Annotated in this window: 15 protein-coding genes; 6 read left to right on the top strand and 9 right to left on the bottom strand. The window is 35.1% G+C overall.

The window, feature by feature from the left end; translation table 11 throughout:
- Nucleotides 1–16: 16 nt before the first annotated feature.
- The 4 genes from H602_RS0114985 to H602_RS0114970 form a co-directional block, all read right to left on the bottom strand.
- Nucleotides 17–3100: a SusC/RagA family TonB-linked outer membrane protein gene (locus H602_RS0114985; protein WP_026978744.1), complete on the bottom strand. Its 3084-nt coding sequence runs from the start codon at nucleotides 3098–3100 to the stop codon at nucleotides 17–19.
- 271 nt (nucleotides 3101–3371) lie between these two features.
- Nucleotides 3372–3719: a cupin domain-containing protein gene (locus tag H602_RS0114980; protein ID WP_026978743.1), complete on the bottom strand. Its 348-nt coding sequence runs from the start codon at nucleotides 3717–3719 to the stop codon at nucleotides 3372–3374.
- Between the two features lies 1 nt (nucleotide 3720).
- On the bottom strand, nucleotides 3721–5982 hold the full coding sequence (locus H602_RS0114975) for a heparinase II/III domain-containing protein (RefSeq protein WP_026978742.1): 2262 nt from the start codon (nucleotides 5980–5982) through the stop codon (nucleotides 3721–3723).
- 6 nt (nucleotides 5983–5988) lie between these two features.
- Nucleotides 5989–8322, bottom strand: a complete 2334-nt coding sequence (locus H602_RS0114970) for a polysaccharide lyase 6 family protein (protein ID WP_026978741.1) — start codon at nucleotides 8320–8322, stop codon at nucleotides 5989–5991.
- A 102-nt stretch (nucleotides 8323–8424) separates the two neighbouring features.
- Here H602_RS0114970 and H602_RS0114965 point away from each other — a divergent pair, with 102 nt between their 5' ends.
- The gene (locus tag H602_RS0114965; protein ID WP_026978740.1) at nucleotides 8425–9141 is read left to right on the top strand and encodes a ribonuclease activity regulator RraA; all 717 of its coding nucleotides are present in this window, start codon (nucleotides 8425–8427) and stop codon (nucleotides 9139–9141) included.
- Between the two features lie 233 nt (nucleotides 9142–9374).
- On the opposite strand, the gene cphA is transcribed toward H602_RS0114965, so the two are convergent.
- Nucleotides 9375–11999 carry a cyanophycin synthetase gene (gene cphA, locus H602_RS0114960; RefSeq protein ID WP_026978739.1) on the bottom strand — a complete coding sequence of 875 codons (2625 nt, stop codon included), beginning with the start codon at nucleotides 11997–11999 and terminating at the stop codon, nucleotides 9375–9377.
- 260 nt (nucleotides 12000–12259) lie between these two features.
- Between cphA and H602_RS0114955 the strand changes: the two genes are divergently transcribed.
- The 4 genes from H602_RS0114955 (at nucleotide 12260) to H602_RS0114940 (ending at nucleotide 15520) form a co-directional block, all read left to right on the top strand.
- Nucleotides 12260–13159: a cyanophycinase gene (locus tag H602_RS0114955; protein ID WP_026978738.1), complete on the top strand. Its 900-nt coding sequence runs from the start codon at nucleotides 12260–12262 to the stop codon at nucleotides 13157–13159.
- A gap of 44 nt (nucleotides 13160–13203) precedes the next feature.
- Nucleotides 13204–14046: an isoaspartyl peptidase/L-asparaginase gene (locus H602_RS0114950; RefSeq protein ID WP_026978737.1), complete on the top strand. Its 843-nt coding sequence runs from the start codon at nucleotides 13204–13206 to the stop codon at nucleotides 14044–14046.
- A 147-nt stretch (nucleotides 14047–14193) separates the two neighbouring features.
- Entirely contained in the window at nucleotides 14194–14850 is a 657-nt protein-coding gene (locus H602_RS0114945; protein WP_026978736.1) for an HAD family hydrolase, read from the top strand.
- Nucleotides 14851–14860: 10 nt separating this feature from the next.
- Nucleotides 14861–15520, top strand: coding sequence for an HAD family hydrolase (locus tag H602_RS0114940; protein WP_026978735.1), 660 nt, complete (start codon nucleotides 14861–14863; stop codon nucleotides 15518–15520).
- Between the two features lie 42 nt (nucleotides 15521–15562).
- On the opposite strand, the gene H602_RS0114935 is transcribed toward H602_RS0114940, so the two are convergent.
- The 3 genes from H602_RS0114935 to H602_RS0114925 are packed head-to-tail and all read right to left on the bottom strand — an operon-like array spanning nucleotide 15563 to nucleotide 18023.
- Nucleotides 15563–16849 carry a cryptochrome/photolyase family protein gene (locus H602_RS0114935; protein WP_026978734.1) on the bottom strand — a complete coding sequence of 429 codons (1287 nt, stop codon included), beginning with the start codon at nucleotides 16847–16849 and terminating at the stop codon, nucleotides 15563–15565.
- Between the two features lie 11 nt (nucleotides 16850–16860).
- Nucleotides 16861–17553, bottom strand: coding sequence for an SDR family NAD(P)-dependent oxidoreductase (locus tag H602_RS0114930; RefSeq protein ID WP_035759757.1), 693 nt, complete (start codon nucleotides 17551–17553; stop codon nucleotides 16861–16863).
- Between the two features lie 8 nt (nucleotides 17554–17561).
- A complete protein-coding gene (locus tag H602_RS0114925) occupies nucleotides 17562–18023 on the bottom strand; it encodes an SRPBCC family protein (protein ID WP_026978732.1) in 462 nt (153 codons plus the stop codon).
- Between the two features lie 144 nt (nucleotides 18024–18167).
- Between H602_RS0114925 and H602_RS0114920 the strand changes: the two genes are divergently transcribed.
- A complete protein-coding gene (locus H602_RS0114920; RefSeq protein ID WP_026978731.1) occupies nucleotides 18168–19013 on the top strand; it encodes a DUF2911 domain-containing protein in 846 nt (281 codons plus the stop codon).
- A 183-nt stretch (nucleotides 19014–19196) separates the two neighbouring features.
- Here H602_RS0114920 and H602_RS0114915 read toward each other — a convergent pair whose 3' ends face one another.
- Nucleotides 19197–20255, bottom strand: a complete 1059-nt coding sequence (locus tag H602_RS0114915; protein WP_026978730.1) for an NAD(P)-dependent alcohol dehydrogenase — start codon at nucleotides 20253–20255, stop codon at nucleotides 19197–19199.
- Between the last annotated feature and the right edge of the window lie 38 nt (nucleotides 20256–20293).

Below are 20293 nucleotides of genomic sequence, written 5' to 3'. Positions count from 1 at the left end.
GTAGTGTGTTTTAAATTTAAAAGTTAATGTTTAAACCAAGTGATGTAGTTCTAAATAATGGTGTTCCACCTCTTTGTGCTCCGTAAGCTCTTGGATTACTATCGTCTACAAATTCAGGATTAAAACCGTTGTATCCTTTGTCTGTAATGTAAAGTAAATTTTGTCCTGTTGCATAAATTCGTACGCCACTTAAGCCAATTTTTGCCGCTGTAGCAGCTGGCAGATTGTATCCAATATTTATATTACGCAATGAAAAATAGCCAGCACTTTGAACAATGTCATTTGTTAATACTCGCGCTTGAACAAAGGACGCGTCAGAAACAACTCCATCGGCAACCATTTGAGCTGGACTGATGGTTGCTCCAAGCCATTCCGAGTAAAAGTATTCGTCGCCTACATTTTTAACTTCTGCACCATGACTCCCTTGAATCATTATGCTAAAATCAAAACTTTTGTACTTAAATTCATTTGTAAAACTCCAAACCAATTCAGGATAAGGATTTCCTAAAATAGTTTTATCTGCATTGGTAATTATTCCGTCGCCATTTAAATCTTTTACAATTACATCTTGCGATTTACCAGCGATGGGGAAGTAAGGCGAGGTCCAATAAGTGTTTGGAAATTCATCGTCAACTACGTATCCGTAAAAAGAAGATATTGGGTTGCCAACCAAATTAATCCATTGTGAATTTCTTCCGTAATTGTCCTCTAGAAGCGCTCCATCCGAATCACCAAAGGATGTTAATTCATTTTTATTTGTAGAAGCAACCAATGTGGAAGTCCAAGAAAAATTAGGTGTCGAAATGTTTTTTGTAGTAATGTCTAATTCCAAACCGGAGTTAACGACTTCTCCTAAATTAATGATTCCAAAATCAAATCCGGTAACGTATGACACTGGATTTTCCAAAAGTAAGTTATCACTTGTTCTCTTATAATAATTGAAGGATCCTGAAATTTTATTTTTTAAGATACCAAAATCAACACCAAGCGTATATTCCTGAGAAGCTTCCCATTGCAATAAAGTATTTGCAATATTTAACGGTGAAAAACCAGTGGCAAGATTTCCATCAACTATCGCGTTCGTATTTCCAAGTAGAGATAAATAAGGCCAAGCGTTAATGACATCACTTCCAACATTAAAGTTTTCTGAACCTGTAAAACCATAACTTGCTCTAAATTTTAAACTATTGAAAACGGGGTTTTCTCTCATGAAGTTTTCTTTAGCAATGTTCCAACCTGCCGAAATAGACGGGAAATTACCATATTTTGAATTTGAACCAAAAACGGAACTTCCATCTCTTCTAAATGATGCACTCAATAAATATTTGTTGTCAAAGGCATAATTTATTCTCCCAAAATAGCCCACTTTATTTAAGACAGTATTGACCTCTGCACCAGTAATAGTTGTTGGGTCAGCTCCCATAATATTTTTTAACAAATCATTTTTAAAGCCGGAGCCATTAATAGCAGTGGATTCAGATCGTCTTGTTTGAGCGGTGATTCCTGCTAAAATATCGAAATCGTGATTATTAAACGTTTTAGTGTAATTTAAAGTATTGTCAGAGATAATTCTTAGACGGTATCTGTTTTCTTGGAAGTAATTTGCTCTAGAAGCACCTGCTGAGTGGTGTTTGGTTCCATCCCATCTTGATCGTTCTCTATGGTCAAAAGTAATTCCTAGCGAGGACTTGGCTACTAAACCTTTTATAATTTCATAGCTTAAGTAAGTAGATCCTAACATGGTAGTTTCAGTTTCATAATGTTCTCTTTCCACATATTGAGCGTAAGGATTTGCATCTCCTGTAGTTCGAGGTCTGGTTGACGATCCATTTCCATCTAAATCAAGAGATAGTAAATGATCTTCAATAAAATAATCTCCAATTCCAACATTTGGATAGTTGCTAGTATTGATAAATTGAAGCGTTTCTGCAGTGTGATAAATAGGCAACCACGGCGCTTGTCTTAATGGATTGTGAATGGACGTTGGCAATGCTCTTCTCTTAGTGTAAGAAGGTGCAAAATTAATTCCAAAATCAAGTTTACTGTTAAGTTTAGTATCTACTTTAATTCTAGCAGTATACGATTTATAATCGTCAGTTAAAACCACTCCTTCGTCATGTAAGTAGCGTAATGAAGTACTAAATTTTGTATCTGAAGTTCCACCTCTAGCAGCAAAGGAGTGACTGGTAATATTTCCGCCATCAAAAAATACATCTTGCCAATCGCGATCAGTTCCAGTTGCGGTAGATAACAATTGCATGTACTGTGTTGTTTCTGAAAGTGAACCTGATTCTGCTAATTCAAATTCAGCCCAATCCTTAACGCTTTTGCTATAGTTTTTACTACCAAATGCTTCCTTTCGTCCTGTATAGGTTTCGTAAGAATATTTCGTTTTTCCAGCTTTACCACTTTTTGTAGTAATAAGAATTACACCATTTGCACCTTCACTACCATATATTGCAGCAGATGCAGCATCTTTTAAAACTTCAAAAGATTCAATATCATTCATGTTCATATTTCCAAGAAAATCAGAACTTACAATTATACCGTCTACAACTACAGCAGGTCCAGAATCAGCAGTTATAGATCCAACTCCTCTAATTGTAATTGTAGGAGCGGCACCTGCTTCTGCATTGGTAGCTTGAATATTTACACCCGAAATCTTACCGATTAACGCGTCTTCGACCCGTGAAACGGTTACTTGATCTAATTTTTCATTGGTTAATTTTGAAATGGCACCGGTTAAATGGCTCTTTTTCTGGGAACCATAACCAATTACAACCACTTCATCTAAGTTATTTGCAATGTCCACGAGTACTACATCGATTGCGGATTTATTCAAAATGGGAACAAGTTTTGTTTCGTAACCGATATACGTCAATTGAATAACATCTCCTTCTTTTACAAGAATTTGAAACTTCCCATCGATATCAGTAACTGCATTTACCTTTGAACTGACCACAATGACATTTACACCAGGCAAAGTCATGTTGTCTGATTTAGAAATCACAGTGCCTGTCAGTGTAAAGTTTTCCTGTGCAAAAAGTGCTACACTAAAAAAGAGCATAACAATAATTGAAATTTTTGATTTTAACTGCATTTTTTTGGTATTGGTTGGTTATTATTTTTTGGTAAACCAAATTGGTGAACCAGTTTGGTTTCACAAATATATATTAAAATTTGGATCTAAAAAATAAATAATATATTTTTTTACTGTAATTTTTTATGATACTGTTATTTTAAAGCGTATTTATTGTCTAATTGGTAATTTAAAATCATAAACAGCAAAAAAAAATCACTCCAAAAGAAATAATTGTGAGGATTATCTCTAATGAAATGATTTATAAACAAATTTTAAAAATCTGTCTTTTTTACTGCATGAAATCTTCTCGAATGGGACTAAAAACATCCACTAACATTCCGTCTTCTTGGCAAACTGCTCCATGCATTATGTGAGGTTCGATATAAAAACAGTCGCCTGCTTTTAAGAGTTTCGTTTCTTTGCCAACTGTAACTTCAAATTGTCCACTAACTACATAAGTAACTTGAGCATGATAATGTTGGTGTATCGGACCGATACTACCTTTTTTAAAGTCGACATTTACCAACATTATGGTGTCGTCATAACCCATTATTTTTCTTTTCACGCCATCGCCAACGGTTTCCCATTCCATTTCGTCTCCTATAATAAACGCTTTACTTGCTCCAAATGTGATCATATTATTCTAAAGTTTTAATTAATAATGTTCCCGTCCATTCATACTCTTTAGTATCAATAGTCAGATTATGTTTTGTAGTTGATTCTGCTTTACTTGTCGTTAAAAATACGAGTGTACTCTTGTCTTTTTTATCTAAAATTGAAACAACCACATAATTTTCGTCTTCATGGATTATTTTCAATTCTTTAATACTGCTGAATGCATTTTTAGCGCTTTCAGTAACTGGACTATAACTTCCATGTGTTTCTGTAATTGTTAAGAATCGTGTGTCTTTGGCATTTTTTCTTCGGAAAATAATTGCTGGGTTGTTTCGTAAATTGAATTTTGGGTCGTTGGCTCCAATTTTCGCAAAAATAACTTCATCGCCACTTTTAGATGCAGCTGTTATTGTCTTGAATTTCGAATTGGAAAGCCATGTTAGCTGAGTGGTTTCATTTTTTTCCAAAGTGGAATGACCTACTTTCCATAAATGTTGGTACCCAAATTTAGTTCCCAAAGGTTCTAATACTGTTGGAGTTTCATATTTGAAATTAGCATCAATCATTTGACCTAAATAATAATAAGGTAAATCATATTGATGGGTTGATTTCGAAGTAATAGAAAATAAATCAATCAAAATTGGGTTTTCAAAATTTTCTAGCGTTAACAATGCCATGGTACGTTTTAATTCGGTATCAGGATAAGCATTAGTTTCTTTGCTGCAAATTACTTGTTGTTTTGGATTACTGCTGTCAAAATAAATTAGTTCGGATGCAAACTTACTTCCCGTTTCAAAATCATTGTCAAAATGAGAAGTTTCGTCTTGCGTAATTGTATTATGAGCGATGGTTTGTTTGGCCCAAGAATTATTTTCTTTCAAATAACCTCCGCCATTTTTTTGATCAATATTTACAAAACGAGCCAATCCGTAATCTTGATAAATCTCATTTTCATTGTTATAAAAAGAAAACGAAAGTTTGTCGTAATGCCCATGACTCAAACCTTGTGAACAGTATTTTAAAACCAAACTAAAATCATCGCTGCCTTTTTGAGCACGTAAAATACCGATTCCACCTTGTGTTCCATCTGAACCATCTGATAAATTCAGGGATTTTTTTATAAATGGAGTTTGCTTTTTTTCCTGAATCGCTTTTGCAACAGCGAAACCGGCATCATCCAATTGTACTCTTCCTTGTTTTGCAGCTACCGAAAGGAGGGAAGTGTCTTTATTCCCGAAATAGTATGCAATATCTACAGCGGTTACTAATTCTTTAGAATAAATGGACATTCCTTTTTGAGCGTCATTCAAAGGGAAAAACTCTCCATTGAAGTTGGTTAAATTCAGTAAAGCGTAAACGGCTTTGATAAGTACGCCATTTTTATGGTCAAATATTTCTAAATCAGGTCGGTTATTTTGCAGCGCTACCGCAAAAGTCATAAAGGGATACATTGCATAACGCTGGTAATATGGTCCTTCTGTATAATAACCATCAGGTGAAAACGGGTCGTCAAGGTTGGCTAAAAAGCCCGTTTTTTGTCCTGCCACTTTAATAAACCCACCGTCATTGTCTTTAGCATTTGGATTTATGTTATCTATTTTTAAACCATTCAAGGCATAATCAACATATTTTTCATCATTCATTACCAGACCAATCATACCAACGGCTACATTTCCCCAAGTACTGTGGTTGTGAATTCTATTGAAAAATTGTGGCGAGCCTTCAGATAAAAATGAAGCAAAAGGTTTGAATAAGTTTTTCTCCAAATAGATGCGGTCTTTCTTAGATAAATAGTCATAAACACAATCGTATGATTGACTTACATAAACCAACCAATTGGCGTCGTTTAAGGCTTGCCAGAATAATTTTCCTCTCGCATAGGAGCGTTCTTGTGGATGTAAAGGTAAAGTAGGATACATTTTTGCATAAGCGAAAAGCATATTTTTAATGTAAACAGCATATTTTTCATCTTGTGTCAACTGATATAAAACACCCGCTTTTTGAAGAATCGTATAATTTTTTTTATGCTGTTCATGTGTGAAACCTCCCGCCATATCTTTCGGAATCGGCACAATAATTCCTATCAAAATAACAGCATCAACTTCAGTTTTTGCATCTGCAAGACTTTTGTCAAAAAGTGCTACTTTTCCGAGTTGACTTCTCATTTCTGCCACACTTGCCTTCGTCAATATCAAATTGGGGTGATTTTGAGCTTTAGTTTGAATACCAAATAAGCAACAAAGTACAAAAGCAGATGTGGTAATTATATTTTTAAAAACAATCATTATTTTTTATTTTGAAAGTAAACCAATATCTAATCCGTCTGTCGCTTTTCCTTTTAAAGGAGAATTTTGGTTCAGCTTAAATGAAGCATCTGATTCAAAATTTGGATTTATTTTAGTAATATTGTTTGTATTGAATTTTTGATCACCTGTGATTTGCATATCGGCTGTTTTGTAGAAATTTGTATTTTCAATTTCAACAATTGGTTCGCCTACTACTAAATACATTTTAACGGGTTTGCAATTTTCAAAAATAGAGTTTTTAATGTAATTTACCTGAACGCCATAAGTGGAAATACTGCTTTCCGTTTTGTTTCTTTTTCCAAAGCCTACATTATTGAAAACGCAATGGTCCACTTCTATATAGGGTCCAAACGTACTTTCGTCCGTTCCTCCACGGTATAAATTTAAAACAGCACCTTGAATGTTTGTAAAAATATTGTTTTTCAAAATCACATTTTCTGCATTGTAAACCCCAATATCGTCAATTTCTTTATCAGAAAGCATGATGTTTCCATTGATATTTTTGAATGTTGAATTTTCAATTTTGATTTCATCTGCAAACGTATTTTTAAATACTTGAATTACATCGAACGTATGATTAACATCTAAATTTTGAAAAACACAGTTGTTAATATGAATCGTGTAATTGTGCGTCATTGAATATTTACTAGTCGTAATTACAGCATTTCCAGCATAATCAGGAGATTCTTTACCGTCAATAATTACGCCATCTAAGGAAAGACTTCCGCCATTTTCAATTTGAAAAAAGGATTTCTTTTCGAACAAAAGTGTTGGTTTTTTATCCAAAGTACTTTTTATAGTAATAGGATGTTGCAGTGAAATTGTTTTGGTAACCAAATAAACTTCGGATGAAGTCAATTCAATAATATCACCAGGATTGGAATCTTTTACGGCATCAAATAAAGTATTGATTCCAGCTGCAACTTTTATGATTTTACCCGAGTTGAATGCAACATCTTTATACGCTTTCGAATACCAGCTAGCACCTGTGTTTTCTTTAGTGGCAATATCTTTATTAACTTCAAATAATTTTTTAATGTCCTTGGATTTTGGGACTAAATAACCCATTTTGTTTTTTACTAAAGTCATTTTTGACTTCTTGAAACCGTTGTCAATTCCAGTAATAACGTTTGGAGAAATTATATTTTTTTCGAAAGTAATTCCACTGATGTCATCATAAATAGTGAAAACAGAATCACGTTTTTGATTGAAAACCACATTATTTTCAAAGAACGATGTTTCTGGAGTAGCGCTTCGTTCTGCATCGCTTCCTGCACAAAATTGAATATAATCGCAATCTACAAACGTGTTATTTTTAACAACGGCATCTTTTACTTGATGGTATCGGTTGATGGTTGAATTAGGAACTCCATTCATTATTACAAAAGCACCTCTAAAACGATAACCTGTCAATCCGATTAAATAGTTGTCAATCACTGTTTGTTGTCCATTAATAACACGAATTCCTCCTGTATTGGGTTTATTGTTTCCAATAAAAACGTTTCCTTCCACATGAGTTTGACTTCCATGACGCATGGTCAACGTTCCGGTACATTCAAAAAAAGTATTGAATCGATACGTATTTTGTCCTGATTTATTAGAAATGATTTCGTGTTCGCCGTTGCAACGGTCAAAGTAATTGTATTCGACAACTGTTTTAGAATTGGTTAGCGAATAATGACTCGTTCCAATTCGTAACGTTTCTCCACCATTTGAACCTAAATTAGGTCGTGGTCCGAAGTAATTATGGTCAATTCTATGGTTATTTTCTTGACTTTCAACAGAGTTTAAGCGAACTGCCATTGTTACACCTAAATTTCGCTTACCTTCTATGTGGTTGTGGTCGATTCGATTATTTTTTCCGTAAACCGATATCCAATAATCCGACTCGTGGCGTTCAGGATTGCTGTAATTATCAATCACACATTCAGTAAGACGGCAATTGTTGGCTAAATTTTTACTATTCGTTCTAAAAGAAATAACTTCAGTAGTAGGAGTGAAGCCATTTTTAAAAACGAGACCTTTAATAATTAAGTATTCACCAGAAATACTTAGATTTGACAAACCACTTAAAATTACCTTACCATTTTCTTCTGCTCGAAGTGTTATTGGTTGTTCTTTGGTTCCTTTTTGTTTAAAAACAAGTTCAGTATCGTTCCAAACTCCATTTGCTAAAATAATTTCATCGCCCGGTTTAGCATTTTTTACAGCTTCGTTAAATTCTTTTTTATCTTTAACAAGAAACTGTTTTGTATCTATTGAATTTGAATTAATTATAAAGAAAGTAAAGAGAATTAAGAGTAATTTATTTGCAATCATATTAAAAATTAAATTGGTTAACCAGTTTGGATTACCAAATATATATATATTTGTAGGATAAAAAAAGAATTTAGGAAAATAAAACTGTTAATTTTTAGAATAATGAAAAAATTACGACAAGAAACGCGAGAAAAATTGCTACAAATAAGTACCGCAACTTTATCTACTTGTTTGTTTAAAAGAGGATTTAGAAACCTTTGTATTCAAAATGTTTTTCCTTTAAAAAAAGGTAAAGGAAATATGGTCGGAGAAGCTTACACTTTACGTTATATTCCTGCACGAGAAGATCTTAATTCGTTAAAAGTCTTTGAGGATTTAAAACATCCTCAACGAGTAGCTATCGAAGACTGTCCGGAAGGAAGTGTACTTGTAATTGACAGTAGAAAAGATGCTCGAGCGGCTTCTGCAGGTTCTATTTTAATTACAAGACTAATGAAACGCGGCGTTGCTGGAATTGTAACCGATGGCGGTTTTAGAGATTCTAGTGAAATTGAACCGCTCGAAATTCACTCGTACCATCAACGAACGAGTATTGCAACAAATTTAATTTTGCATCAAGCTATTGCATTAAATGAGCCAATTGGTTGTGGTGATGTTGCTGTTTTTCCAGGAGATGTAATTGTTGGAGATGACGAAGGTGTAATTGTTATCCCGCAAGAAATTGCCGATGATGTAGCTGAAGAATCGTTGCAAATGACTTTATTTGAAAATTTTGTAATGGAAGAAGTTGTAGCTGGAAAATCAATTTTTGGAATTTATCCACCAATTGACCCCAATACTTTAATTCGATTTAAAGCTTGGAAGGAAAAAAAGGATTAAATGTTGATGTGATTTCTATGTTTTAATAGTCATGAACATTTTCAAGTTGCTTTCAGAAAAACACTCTAAATTCTGTTGAAATAGTTCAATCGTAGATTATCTTATTGTACAGCATTAAATCCGAGGACATGCATCAATAATGCAGAGCTTAAATTTTTTCAAATAAAAAACCATCACTTAAACATTCTAAAATAATTGAGATTTAAGTGATGGTTATTCATTATAGGAATGTTTTAAATTACACCTTCTTCATTTTCTTTGTCCAAATAATGTTGCACAATTTCAATTGCATTTGTAACCACATCACTTAAAGCGGTGATAAAAGTACCTTCTTCAGCACTATTGATCGCATGTCTGATGGCTTCCACTTCTTTAGGTATAATTTCATAAGTCACGTTATTGCCACTCAAAGCAATACCTTCTAAAATTAAATCAATCAATTCCTGTTCGGTTCTACCTCTTAAATGTTTTTCCTGACGAATGATGATATGGTCAAACATTCTGCCGGCAATTTTAGCACATTCCATAATATCTTCGTCGCGACGGTCACCCACGCCAGCTATAATTCCAATTTTTTTGTTGGCTTCCACTGAACTCAAGTAATCTTCCACGCCTAAATATCCAGAAGGATTGTGTGCAAAATCGATTAATACTTTGAAACGTTTGAATTCGAAAATATTCATTCGTCCCGGCGTTTGTGCAACTCCAGGTATAAAAGTTTGTAACGAAAGGCTGATGTCTTCTGTTTTGAATCCCCACAAATAACTGGCTAATGTAGCTGCAAGTGCATTTGCAATCATAAATTTTGCTTTACCACCAAGTGTAAGTGGCACATGGGAAACGCGTTCTACACGAATTTTCCATTCGCCTTTCTTAACCGTTAAAAATCCATTTTCAAAAACAGCTACAATTCTACCTTCTTTAGAAAGTTTTTTCACAAAAGGCTGATCTTCGTCCATGCTAAAGTAAGCTACATTGCATTTTAGTTTGGATCCAATTTCTACACATTCTGGATCATCGGCATTTAAAACCGCCCAACCGTCTTTTTTTACACTTTCGGCAACTGTACTTTTAACACGTGCCAAATCTTTTAAATTATGAATGTCGTTCAAACCCAAATGATCTTCTTGGATGTTGGTAATTACCGCAATATCACAACGACTGAAACCCATTCCTGATCGTAGAATTCCACCTCGAGCTGTTTCTAATACTGCAAATTCTACTGTTGGATCTTTCAAAATATATTCAGCCGAAAGTGGTCCCGTAGTGTCGCCTTTTTCCATCAAATGATTTTGTACATAAATTCCATCGGAAGTAGTGAAACCTACTTTATAGCCATTATTTTTTACAATATGTGCTAAAAGTCGGGTCGTAGTTGTTTTTCCGTTGGTTCCCGTTACAGCAATAATTGGAATTCTACTTGGTTTTCCCGGAGGATACAGCATGTCAATTACGGGTGCAGCAACGTTTCTTGGCAATCCTTCCGATGGAGCCAAGTGCATTCTGAATCCTGGTGCCGCATTTACTTCTAAAATACAACCGCCATTTTCTTTCAAAGGTTGGGTTAAATTTTCAGCCATAATATCCACACCACAAACGTCAAGGCCAATAATTCTTGAAATTCGTTCTGCTAAAAATATGTTTTCGGGATGCATCATATCAGTCACATCCACTGAAGTTCCGCCGGTACTTAAATTTGCTGTTGATTTTAAATAGATAATTTCACCATTATTTGCAACAGTCTCAAGTGTCATTTCTGCTTTTTTCAGTAAATCCAAAGTATCGCGGTCCACATCAATTTGAGTCAGCACATTTTCATGTCCATAGCCACGACGCGGATCTTCATTGGTAACATCAATAAGCTCTTGAATAGTCGATTTTCCATTACCAATAACATGTGCGGGAACTCTTTTAGCAGCTGCAACAAGTTTGTTATCAATGACTAGAACTCTAAAATCAAAACCGGTGATAAATTTCTCAACGATAACACGTCTGCTGTATTTTTGAGCATAAATCAAACCTTCAGCGGCATCTTCCCAGTTTGTAATATTGATTGAAGCTCCTTTTCCATGATTTCCATCTAAAGGTTTTAGTACGATTGGATAACCAATTTTTGCCACAGTCGCTTCTAAATCTTCTAGATCAACACAAATGCTACCTTGGGCAACAGGCACGGATGCTTGATCCAACATTCGTTTTGTTTCTTCCTTATTGCAAGCAATATCAACGGCGATGTTACTCGTCTTGCACGTAATTGTGGCTTGAAAACGCATTTGATTGATTCCGTAACCCAATTGAACCAATGAATTTGTACTCAATCTTATCCACGGAATATCTCTTGCAACCGCTTCTTCCACAATACTTCCTGTACTTGGCCCAAGTCGAACGCGTTCTCGAATTTCACGCATTTCTTGTATGTCTGCTTCTAAATCATACTCGGTTCCAGCTATTAAAGCCTCTGCAATTCGTACCGATGATTCAGCGGCAAACATTCCAACGGTTTCTTCAGTGTAACTGAAAACAACATTATATGTACCAGGAGTTTTTGTTTCACGAGTTCGACCAAAGCCGGTTTCCATTCCTGCTAATGTTTGAATTTCCAAAGCAATATGTTCAATAACATGTCCCATCCAAGTACCGCGTCTTACACGAGAGAAAAAACCGCCCGCTTCACCTTCAGAACATCGGTGTTCATACATAGTAGGAAACATAGTTTCGATTCGTTCCGCAAATCCATCAATTTTATCGGTAGGAAATTGTTCGATTTCCTCCAAATCCAATCGCATTTGAATCAGTTTTTTGCGCGAGATACTCCATATGTTAGGACCTCTTAAAGCTTGAATTTTTAAAATTTTCATTGAATTTGCATTTATTTTGGGTTATTGAAAGTATTATTTTGCCGCTTTAATTTTGATAAAGTTTTATTTTAGAAAAATAGTTAAATAAAATATATTAATTCGTATAAATTATTTTTTTTTTGTGCCAAACATAATTTTTTCCACTATTGATTTCTCAAACCGCATTATTGGCATTTTATATTGAGAATTGTTCATAAAAGGTACGCTTAAATTTGGAGTTTTTTAAAAATACGTTACTTTTACAAATTAAGGAAAAACACATGGATATCAAAGGAAAGTTAATAATAATAGGTGGTGCAGTTGACAAAGGAAGTTTTACAGAGGGGCATTTTGATCAAGATGTGACTAAAAATCTTAACTTTTTTGAAACGGGAATTTTAAGAAGACTTATTGAAGAATCAAAACATAATAACGAATCAAGAATTGAAATATTAACTACGGCTTCAAAAATTCCAAAAGAAGTTGGAGCAGAATATGTCAAAGCCTTGGCGCATTTGGGTGCCAAAAATGTAGGCGTTTTTGATATTACAAAGAGAGAACAAGCTGCAGATCCTGAAATTATCAAACGATTAGAGGTTGCCGATGTGATTATGGTAACCGGTGGAGATCAATTGCGATTGACTTCAATTTTAGGTGGAACTCTTTTTCAAGATTTGTTATTAAAGAAATACCAAACCGAAGAATTCATCTATGCTGGAACTTCAGCTGGTGCCGCAGCTGCTTCAAATAACATGATTTATCAAGGAAGTAGTGGTGAAGCTTTACTTAAAGGTGAAGTGAAAATTACGGGAGGAATGGGATTAATTGGTGGTGTAATCATCGATACGCACTTTGTACAAAGAGGTAGAATCGGAAGGTTATTTCAGTCAGTGGTCAGTAATCCAAGAATTTTAGGTATTGGTTTGGGTGAAGATACAGGACTTTTGATTACCAATAACGTAACGATGGAGGCTATCGGTTCAGGACTGGTTATTTTGGTTGACGGACGCGAAATTAAGGATACCAACTTGACTCAAATTGAATTGGGCAAACCTATTTCAATCAATCATCTGGTAACGCATGTTTTGAGTAAATTTGATACGTATGATTTAACGACGCACAAAATGCACATTCATACGTCGCAATATGCGGATGATTTAGGCGTTCCAACAGACGATTAAGGATTCAGAATTGAATTAAGTGCCTTTACATTTAAAATTTTATTATGAAAATAATTATTCACGGCGGTTTTTTTTCGGAATCATCAACTAGCAACGAGACTAAAATTGCCAAACAGGAAGCACTTTTACGTATAGTTAAGGACGGATTTTCTTACATGGAAAATCATTCTGCATTGCAAACAGTTGTATACACCGTAAGTTTACTCGAAAACGACCCGCTGTTCAATGCTGGAATTGGTTCTCAAATTCAAAGTGACGGAAAGATCAGAATGAGTGCTTCTATAATGGATGGAAGTTCTTTAAAAATGTGTGGTGTGATCAATATAGAAGAGGTAAAAAATCCAGTTTTTGTTGCAGAACAACTTTTGGATTGCGAAGATAAAATGTTGGGTGGAAGTGGTGCAACTGCTTTTGCTCGCAAAAATGGATTTGAAGTATACTCTACAGAAATTCCGCAAAGAAGATCAGAATATGAGGCGAAACTAGAAGGAAATGGTCAAGGAACCGTGGGCTGCGTTGCTTTTGATAAAGACGGCAAAATTGCGGTAGCCACTTCAACGGGAGGAAAGGGATTTGAAGTTCCGGGTCGTATTTCAGATTCGGCAACGGTAGCTGGAAATTACGCAAATGCATTTTGCGGCGTAAGCTTAACAGGTGTTGGTGAAGATATTGTAAGTGGTGCAGTTGCAGCAAAAATTGTTACACGGGTTACGGATGGATTTTCGATTAAAGAGGCGTTTGCAAAAACGTTTCAGGAATTGACACCCATTGACGGATTTGCGGGAGCAATTGCCATTGATAAAGAAGGTACTATTTTTCACCAAGATTCACATCCTTCTATGGTTTTTGCCAGTTTTGATGGACAATTAGAAGAAGTTTTTCAATAGATTAAAACCAAATTTTGAACCATACAAAGCCTGAATAATTAGAGATTCAGGCTTTTTTTTGCTAGGTCAAATTCTCAAACTTTGATTCTTGTGAGTTGATTTATTAAAGTGTAAATTTGCCGCTTCTAACTACAACACTTTTTTCACATGATTAATACTATAATTTTTGACATGGATGGCGTCATCGTTGACACAGAACCGGTTCATCGCTATGCTTATTTTAAACATTTTGACGAACTTAACGTAGTAGTTACGGACGAAATGTTTGCTACTTATACCGGAAATTCGACTCGGAATGTATTCCAAAAATTAAAGGCTACTTTTGAAATCAATCATGAAGTGGAAGATTTAATTCAACGTAAAAGAGCTATTTTCAACGATGCTTTTGACACCAAAGAAGATTTATGCTTGATTGAAGGTGTTGAAAATTTGATTCAGACCTTGCATGCAGATGGTTTTGAACTAATTGTAGCTTCTTCAGCGTCTAAAGTTACTATCGATCGTGTATTTAAACGCTTTCAGTTGCACCAATATTTTTCGCACATTGTGAGCGGTGAGGATTTTCCTAAAAGTAAGCCGCATCCTGCTATTTTTGAACATGCTGCACGTTTATCCAAATTTCCAAAAGGCGATTGTATCGTAATCGAAGACAGTTGGAACGGTATTGAAGCGGCGGTTGGTGCTGGAATTTTCTGCGTAGGCTACAATAGCGAACACTCTAAAATGCAGGACTTATCCAAAGCAAATATCATCGTAAATCACTTTGACGAACTGACTTTGACACAAATTAGAAACTTCAACTAAATAATTTATTTTGATAAAAACGGTAATTTTTGATATGGATGGTGTTTTGGTAAATAGTGAACCCCTGCACCATCAGGTTTGCAAAGTGCAATTTAAAGATTTGAATATCGAAGTTTCAGACGAATTGTTTGCCACTTTCACAGGAAGTTCGAATAAAATGATTTACCAAAAACTAAAGACTAAATTTCAGTTACACGAAGATGTTTCAGAGCTAATTGCCGAAAAAAACAGATTATTTGTAAACGCATTTAAAAGTGATTCAACACATGATTTAATTGACGGCGTAAAGGAACTCATTGTCGATTTGCATCAAAAAGGCATGCAAATCATTGTGGCTTCTTCCTCTGAGATGGAAATTATCAATGCCATTTTTGACCGATTTGACTTGCACACTTATTTTTCGTACAAAGTTAGCGGTGCAGATTTTCCAGAATCAAAACCAAATCCAGCTATTTTCCTAAAAGCAGTTGAATTGTCAGAAAATTCACCTTCAGAATGCATTATCATTGAAGACAGTACGAACGGAATTAAGGCAGCAAATGCGGCAGGAGTGTATTGTATTGCTTACAAAGCGTCTGGAGTTGACTCTCAAAATCAATCCTTAGCGGACAAAATTATTTATAATTATAAGGAACTGAATTACGATACAATTCGAGAAATTAGCGTTTAAAATTAGGTGGTATAACTAATGAAAAGTAAGGTTAAATAAGCATTAACCAACAGCTTCTTTATACGTTTTCAAACAAAGTTCTCGGGCTTGTTTATGATCAACAATTGGATTTGGATAATGAAGCGTTTCCAATTCAGGTACCCATTTTTTAATGTATTTCAAATCTTTGTCAAATTTTTTGACTTGCTCTGTAGGATTAAAAATGCGAAAATAAGGTGCAGCATCCACTCCAGATCCGGCAGCCCATTGCCAATTTCCTACATTACTTGATTGTTCGTAATCCAATAGTTTTTGTGCAAAATACGTTTCGCCCCAACGCCAATCAATGAGCAAGTGCTTGGTTAAGAAACTAGCCACAACCATGCGAACTCGATTGTGCATGTAGCCGGTTTTGTTCAATTGCCGCATTCCAGCGTCGACTATTGGATATCCAGTTTTACCTTGACACCATTTTTTAAATAATTTCTCATCATTTTTCCATTGAATTGCGTCGTATTTAGGTCGGAAACTTTGATGCACCGTATGCGGAAAATGCCACAAAATTTGCATGAAGAATTCGCGCCAAATCAACTCTTTTAAATAGGTTTCCTGTTGGAATTTTGCTGCATATTGGACCAACTTTCGTGTACTGATTGTGCCAAAACGCAAATGAACACTGGCATAAGAAGTTTGATCTACCGCTGGAAAATTTCGAGTATCATTATAATTTTCAATTACTTTTTTAGAAATATCATACGGCTTAACTTTAATTGTTGAAGATTCAAATCCGAAGTCAGCCAAGTTCAGAAAAGGATAGGAGTGCATTGTTATCTTTTCTAAAAATCCCTCAGAGTTGTAATTTTCAATGGGATTGTTTTTCAGTTTTTCTTTCCACTTGTTTGAAAATGGAGTATACACAACGTAGGGTAAACCGTCGTCTTTTACCACTTCATTTTTTTCAAAAATAACTTGGTCTTTGTAAGTCTGAAACGAAATTCCCTTTTGTTCAAAATACAATTTTAGTTTTGCATCTCTTTTCAACGCATAAGGTTCATAATCGTGATTGGTGTACACTGCATTTATGTCGTTTTCAGATGTAATTTGTTCCCAAACTTCCTCTGGATTTCCATAAAAAACAGCCAATGACTTGTTAACTTTTTGCAATTTAGTATTAATACCGACTAAACTCTCATGAATAAAAGTCACTCGAGCATCGTCCTTTGGCAGTTCGTCTAAAATCATTTTGTCAAAAATAAAAATAGGGAGAACGGCTTCTGAAGTAGATAGAGCTTCAAATAACCCGTGGTTGTCGTCTAATCGTAAATCGCGTCTGAACCAAAAAATCGTCATTTTGTTGTATTTTATAGGTTTAAAGTAGACATTCCGCCGTCCACGTGAAAAACTTGTCCGGTGATCCAAGAGGCGTTATCACTAAGTAAAAATTGTGCCATTTGCGCAATATCTTGCGGTTGTCCTACTTTTTTCAAAGGATGTCTTTCGGCAGCACGTTCTGTTTTCACGTCCGAATTTAAGAATTTATCGGCTAACGGCGTGTTCGTAATTGATGGAGCGATCGTATTTACTCTAATTTTGGGTGCAAATTCGGCAGCAACTGCTTTTGCAAAACCCTCTACAGCAGCTTTAGCACCAGCTATACTGGAGTGGAAAGGCATTCCTGTACTTGCGGCAACACTACTAAATAAAACAACACTAGCTTGGGGAGACGCTAATAATTTTGGTAAAATAGTTTGGAAAATCTTGACCATGTAAATGTAATTAATCTCCAAATCTTCTTGAAACTGCTCTATTTTTAAATTCTTGAACGGTTTTAAATTGATACTTCCCGGACAATATACAAATCCATCTAAGGATTCTGGCAAGGCAGATAAATCTAAAGTATCTGTTGAAGCGTCAAATGTGATGTGTTTTAAATTCATGTCGCCTAAATGCTCCGCTGTTCTTGATGCAACTATGATGTTATGAGTTGCACTTAAGTTTTTTGCAATTTCAAGTCCAATTCCGTGTGATCCTCCTATTAATAATATATTTTTCATCTTTAGTTCTATTTTAATTCGCCAAAAAGCTCTATTAATTTTTTTCTTCGGTATTCAAATATCTCTTCTAATTTTGGTTGAACCAAAAAAGGATGCACCATTTGGCCAAGAATTCCCATTGGTACTTTATAATCAATGATGTCTTCCATTTCCACGCCGCCTTCAATTTCTTTGATGAAATGTTTGTGGTGCCAAAATGCGTACGGTCCAAACCGTTGTTCGTCAATAAAATATTCTTTTTCCACAACTTGCGTAATTTCAGAAACCCATTTGGCCTTGATGCCTAACACCGGAGTTACAATATACTGAATTATTTGTCCCGCATACATTTTTCTATCTGCGCCAGAAATGATATTGAAACTCATGTAATCGGGTGTAATGGTTTTTAAATTTCTTGGATTAGAAAGAAATTCCCACGCCACGTCCATAGAAATAGGTAATCTTTGTGTACTACTTTTTGTATAAATCATCGAATAATAATTTTGGTAAAAGTACAAATAATGTTTAACTTTTGACGTATTTGGTTAAACATAATATTCATTTTGGGTTTATTTTAACTTTTATAATTCCATAAGAATGCTATCTTTGAGCACTAACTTTTTAAGATATTAAGCATGAAAAAATTACTTACAACTTTATTAATGGCAGTTGTTTGTTCAACTGGATTTTCCCAAGTAAAAACTCCTCAACCAAGTCCAAAAGCGATGGTTTCTCAAATGGTAGGAATGACTGACGTTTCTATTGATTACAGCAGACCAAGTGCAAAAGGAAGAACCATTTTTGGCGATTTAGTTCCTTTTGGAAAATTATGGAGAACGGGTGCAAATGCGAATTCAATTGTTACTTTTTCGGATGATGTAATGATTGATGGAAAAATGTTGCCTAAAGGAAAATATGCCATTTTTACTGTTCCTAAAGCGGACAATTGGGATATCATGTTCTACACAGATACAGACAACTGGGGAACTCCAGAAAATATGGATGAGTCGAAAGTGGCTTTAAAAACAACGGCTAAACCACAAATGTTGAACAACAGATTGGAGACGTTTACGATTGCTATGAATAACTTGGATAACAATTTTGGACACCTTGAAATTTCTTGGGAGAAAACATTGGTAGCGGTGAAAGTAGAAGTTCCAACAGATAAAATTGCAATGGCAAGCATCGCTAAAGCTTTGGACGGACCAAATGCAGCAGATTACTATGCAGCAGGAACGTATTATTTCCAATCAAATGGCGACATGAAAAAAGCATTGGAATATGTAGACAAAGCGTTGACTATGAATGATGCAAAACCGTTTTGGCAGTTGAGACAAAAATCATTGATTCAAGCAAAATTAGGAGACAAAAAAGGAGCTATTGAAACAGCAAAACTTTCTCTTGCAGCTGCTGAAACAGCGAAAAATAACGATTACGTAAAAATGAATAAAGACAGTATTGCTGAATGGAGCAAGAAATAATTTTTTTCATTTCTTTAAGTATGAAAAACCGTCTCAATTGTTGAGACGGTTTTTTTTATGACTGCACTTTGCAGGTTATATCTAGAGTGACATCATTTTAAAAAGCAAACCCTTCAAATTGTAAAATTTAAAGGGTTTGTTATTAATAAAAAGTACTTTCCATAGAAAATAAAGGATGCGTTTTTAAGATTTAAGAGACGCCATATCAATTACAAAGCGGTATTTTACATCGCTTTTTAACATACGTTCGTAAGCAGTATTGATGTCTTCCATTTTAATAAGCTCGATGTCAGAAACGATATTGTTAGCACCACAGAAATCAAGCATTTCTTGTGTTTCTGCAATTCCTCCAATTAGTGACCCTGCCACCGATTTGCGGCCTAAAATCATCGGAACAGAATTTAAAAAGGGATCTAATGGTCCAAGATATCCTACTAAAACTATAGTTCCATTGACATTTAAAGTCGAAACGTACGGATTGATATCGTGAACGTAAGGAACTGTATCAATAATCAAGTCAAAGCGATTATTTACAGAAACCATTTGATTTTCATCTGTGGAAATAATAACGGTATCAGCACCTAATTCCTTTGCATCGCTGATTTTATCAGTAGATCTTGAAAAAAGTGTGACTTCAGCACCTAAACCTTTAGCTAATTTTATAGCCATGTGTCCCAATCCTCCTAAACCTACAACGGCTACTTTACTACCTTTACCTACTTTCCAGTGTTTTAAAGGCGACCACGTAGTTATTCCTGCACAAAGTAAAGGTGCAACTGCTGCTAAATTTAAGTTTGTTGGGACTTTTAAAACAAAATTTTGATCCACTACCACTTTTTCAGAGTAACCTCCAAAAGTGTAACCTTCTGAATGTTTATCTTCGCCATTGTACGTTCCTACCCAACCGTTTGAGCAATATTGTTCTAGATCTTGCTTGCAGTTATCGCAAGTTTGGCACGAATCCACCATACAGCCTACACCAGCTAAGTCGCCCACCTTCATTTTTGTTACTTCGCTTCCGACTTGTGTGATTCGACCAACAATTTCATGTCCGGGAACGGTGGGATATAGGGTTCCTCCCCAATCGTTTCGAGCGGTATGTAGATCGGAGTGACATACACCACAATATAAAATTTCTATTTCAATATCCGTAGCGGTTACTGCTCGTCTTTCGATGCTCATTTTTTTTAAATCAGCGTCTTTATCTGCAGCACCATATGCTTTTACTTGAGTTGTGCTCATTTTTCTTGAATTTTAAATATATTTAATAGTCCAACAAT

Origin of the sequence: Flavobacterium tegetincola DSM 22377, assembly GCF_000425485.1 — a bacterium.
Classification (GTDB): Bacteria; Bacteroidota; Bacteroidia; order Flavobacteriales; family Flavobacteriaceae; genus Flavobacterium; species Flavobacterium tegetincola.
The sequence above is the reverse complement of the archived record's forward strand: the minus strand, read 5'-3'. Positions and strand labels throughout refer to the sequence as shown.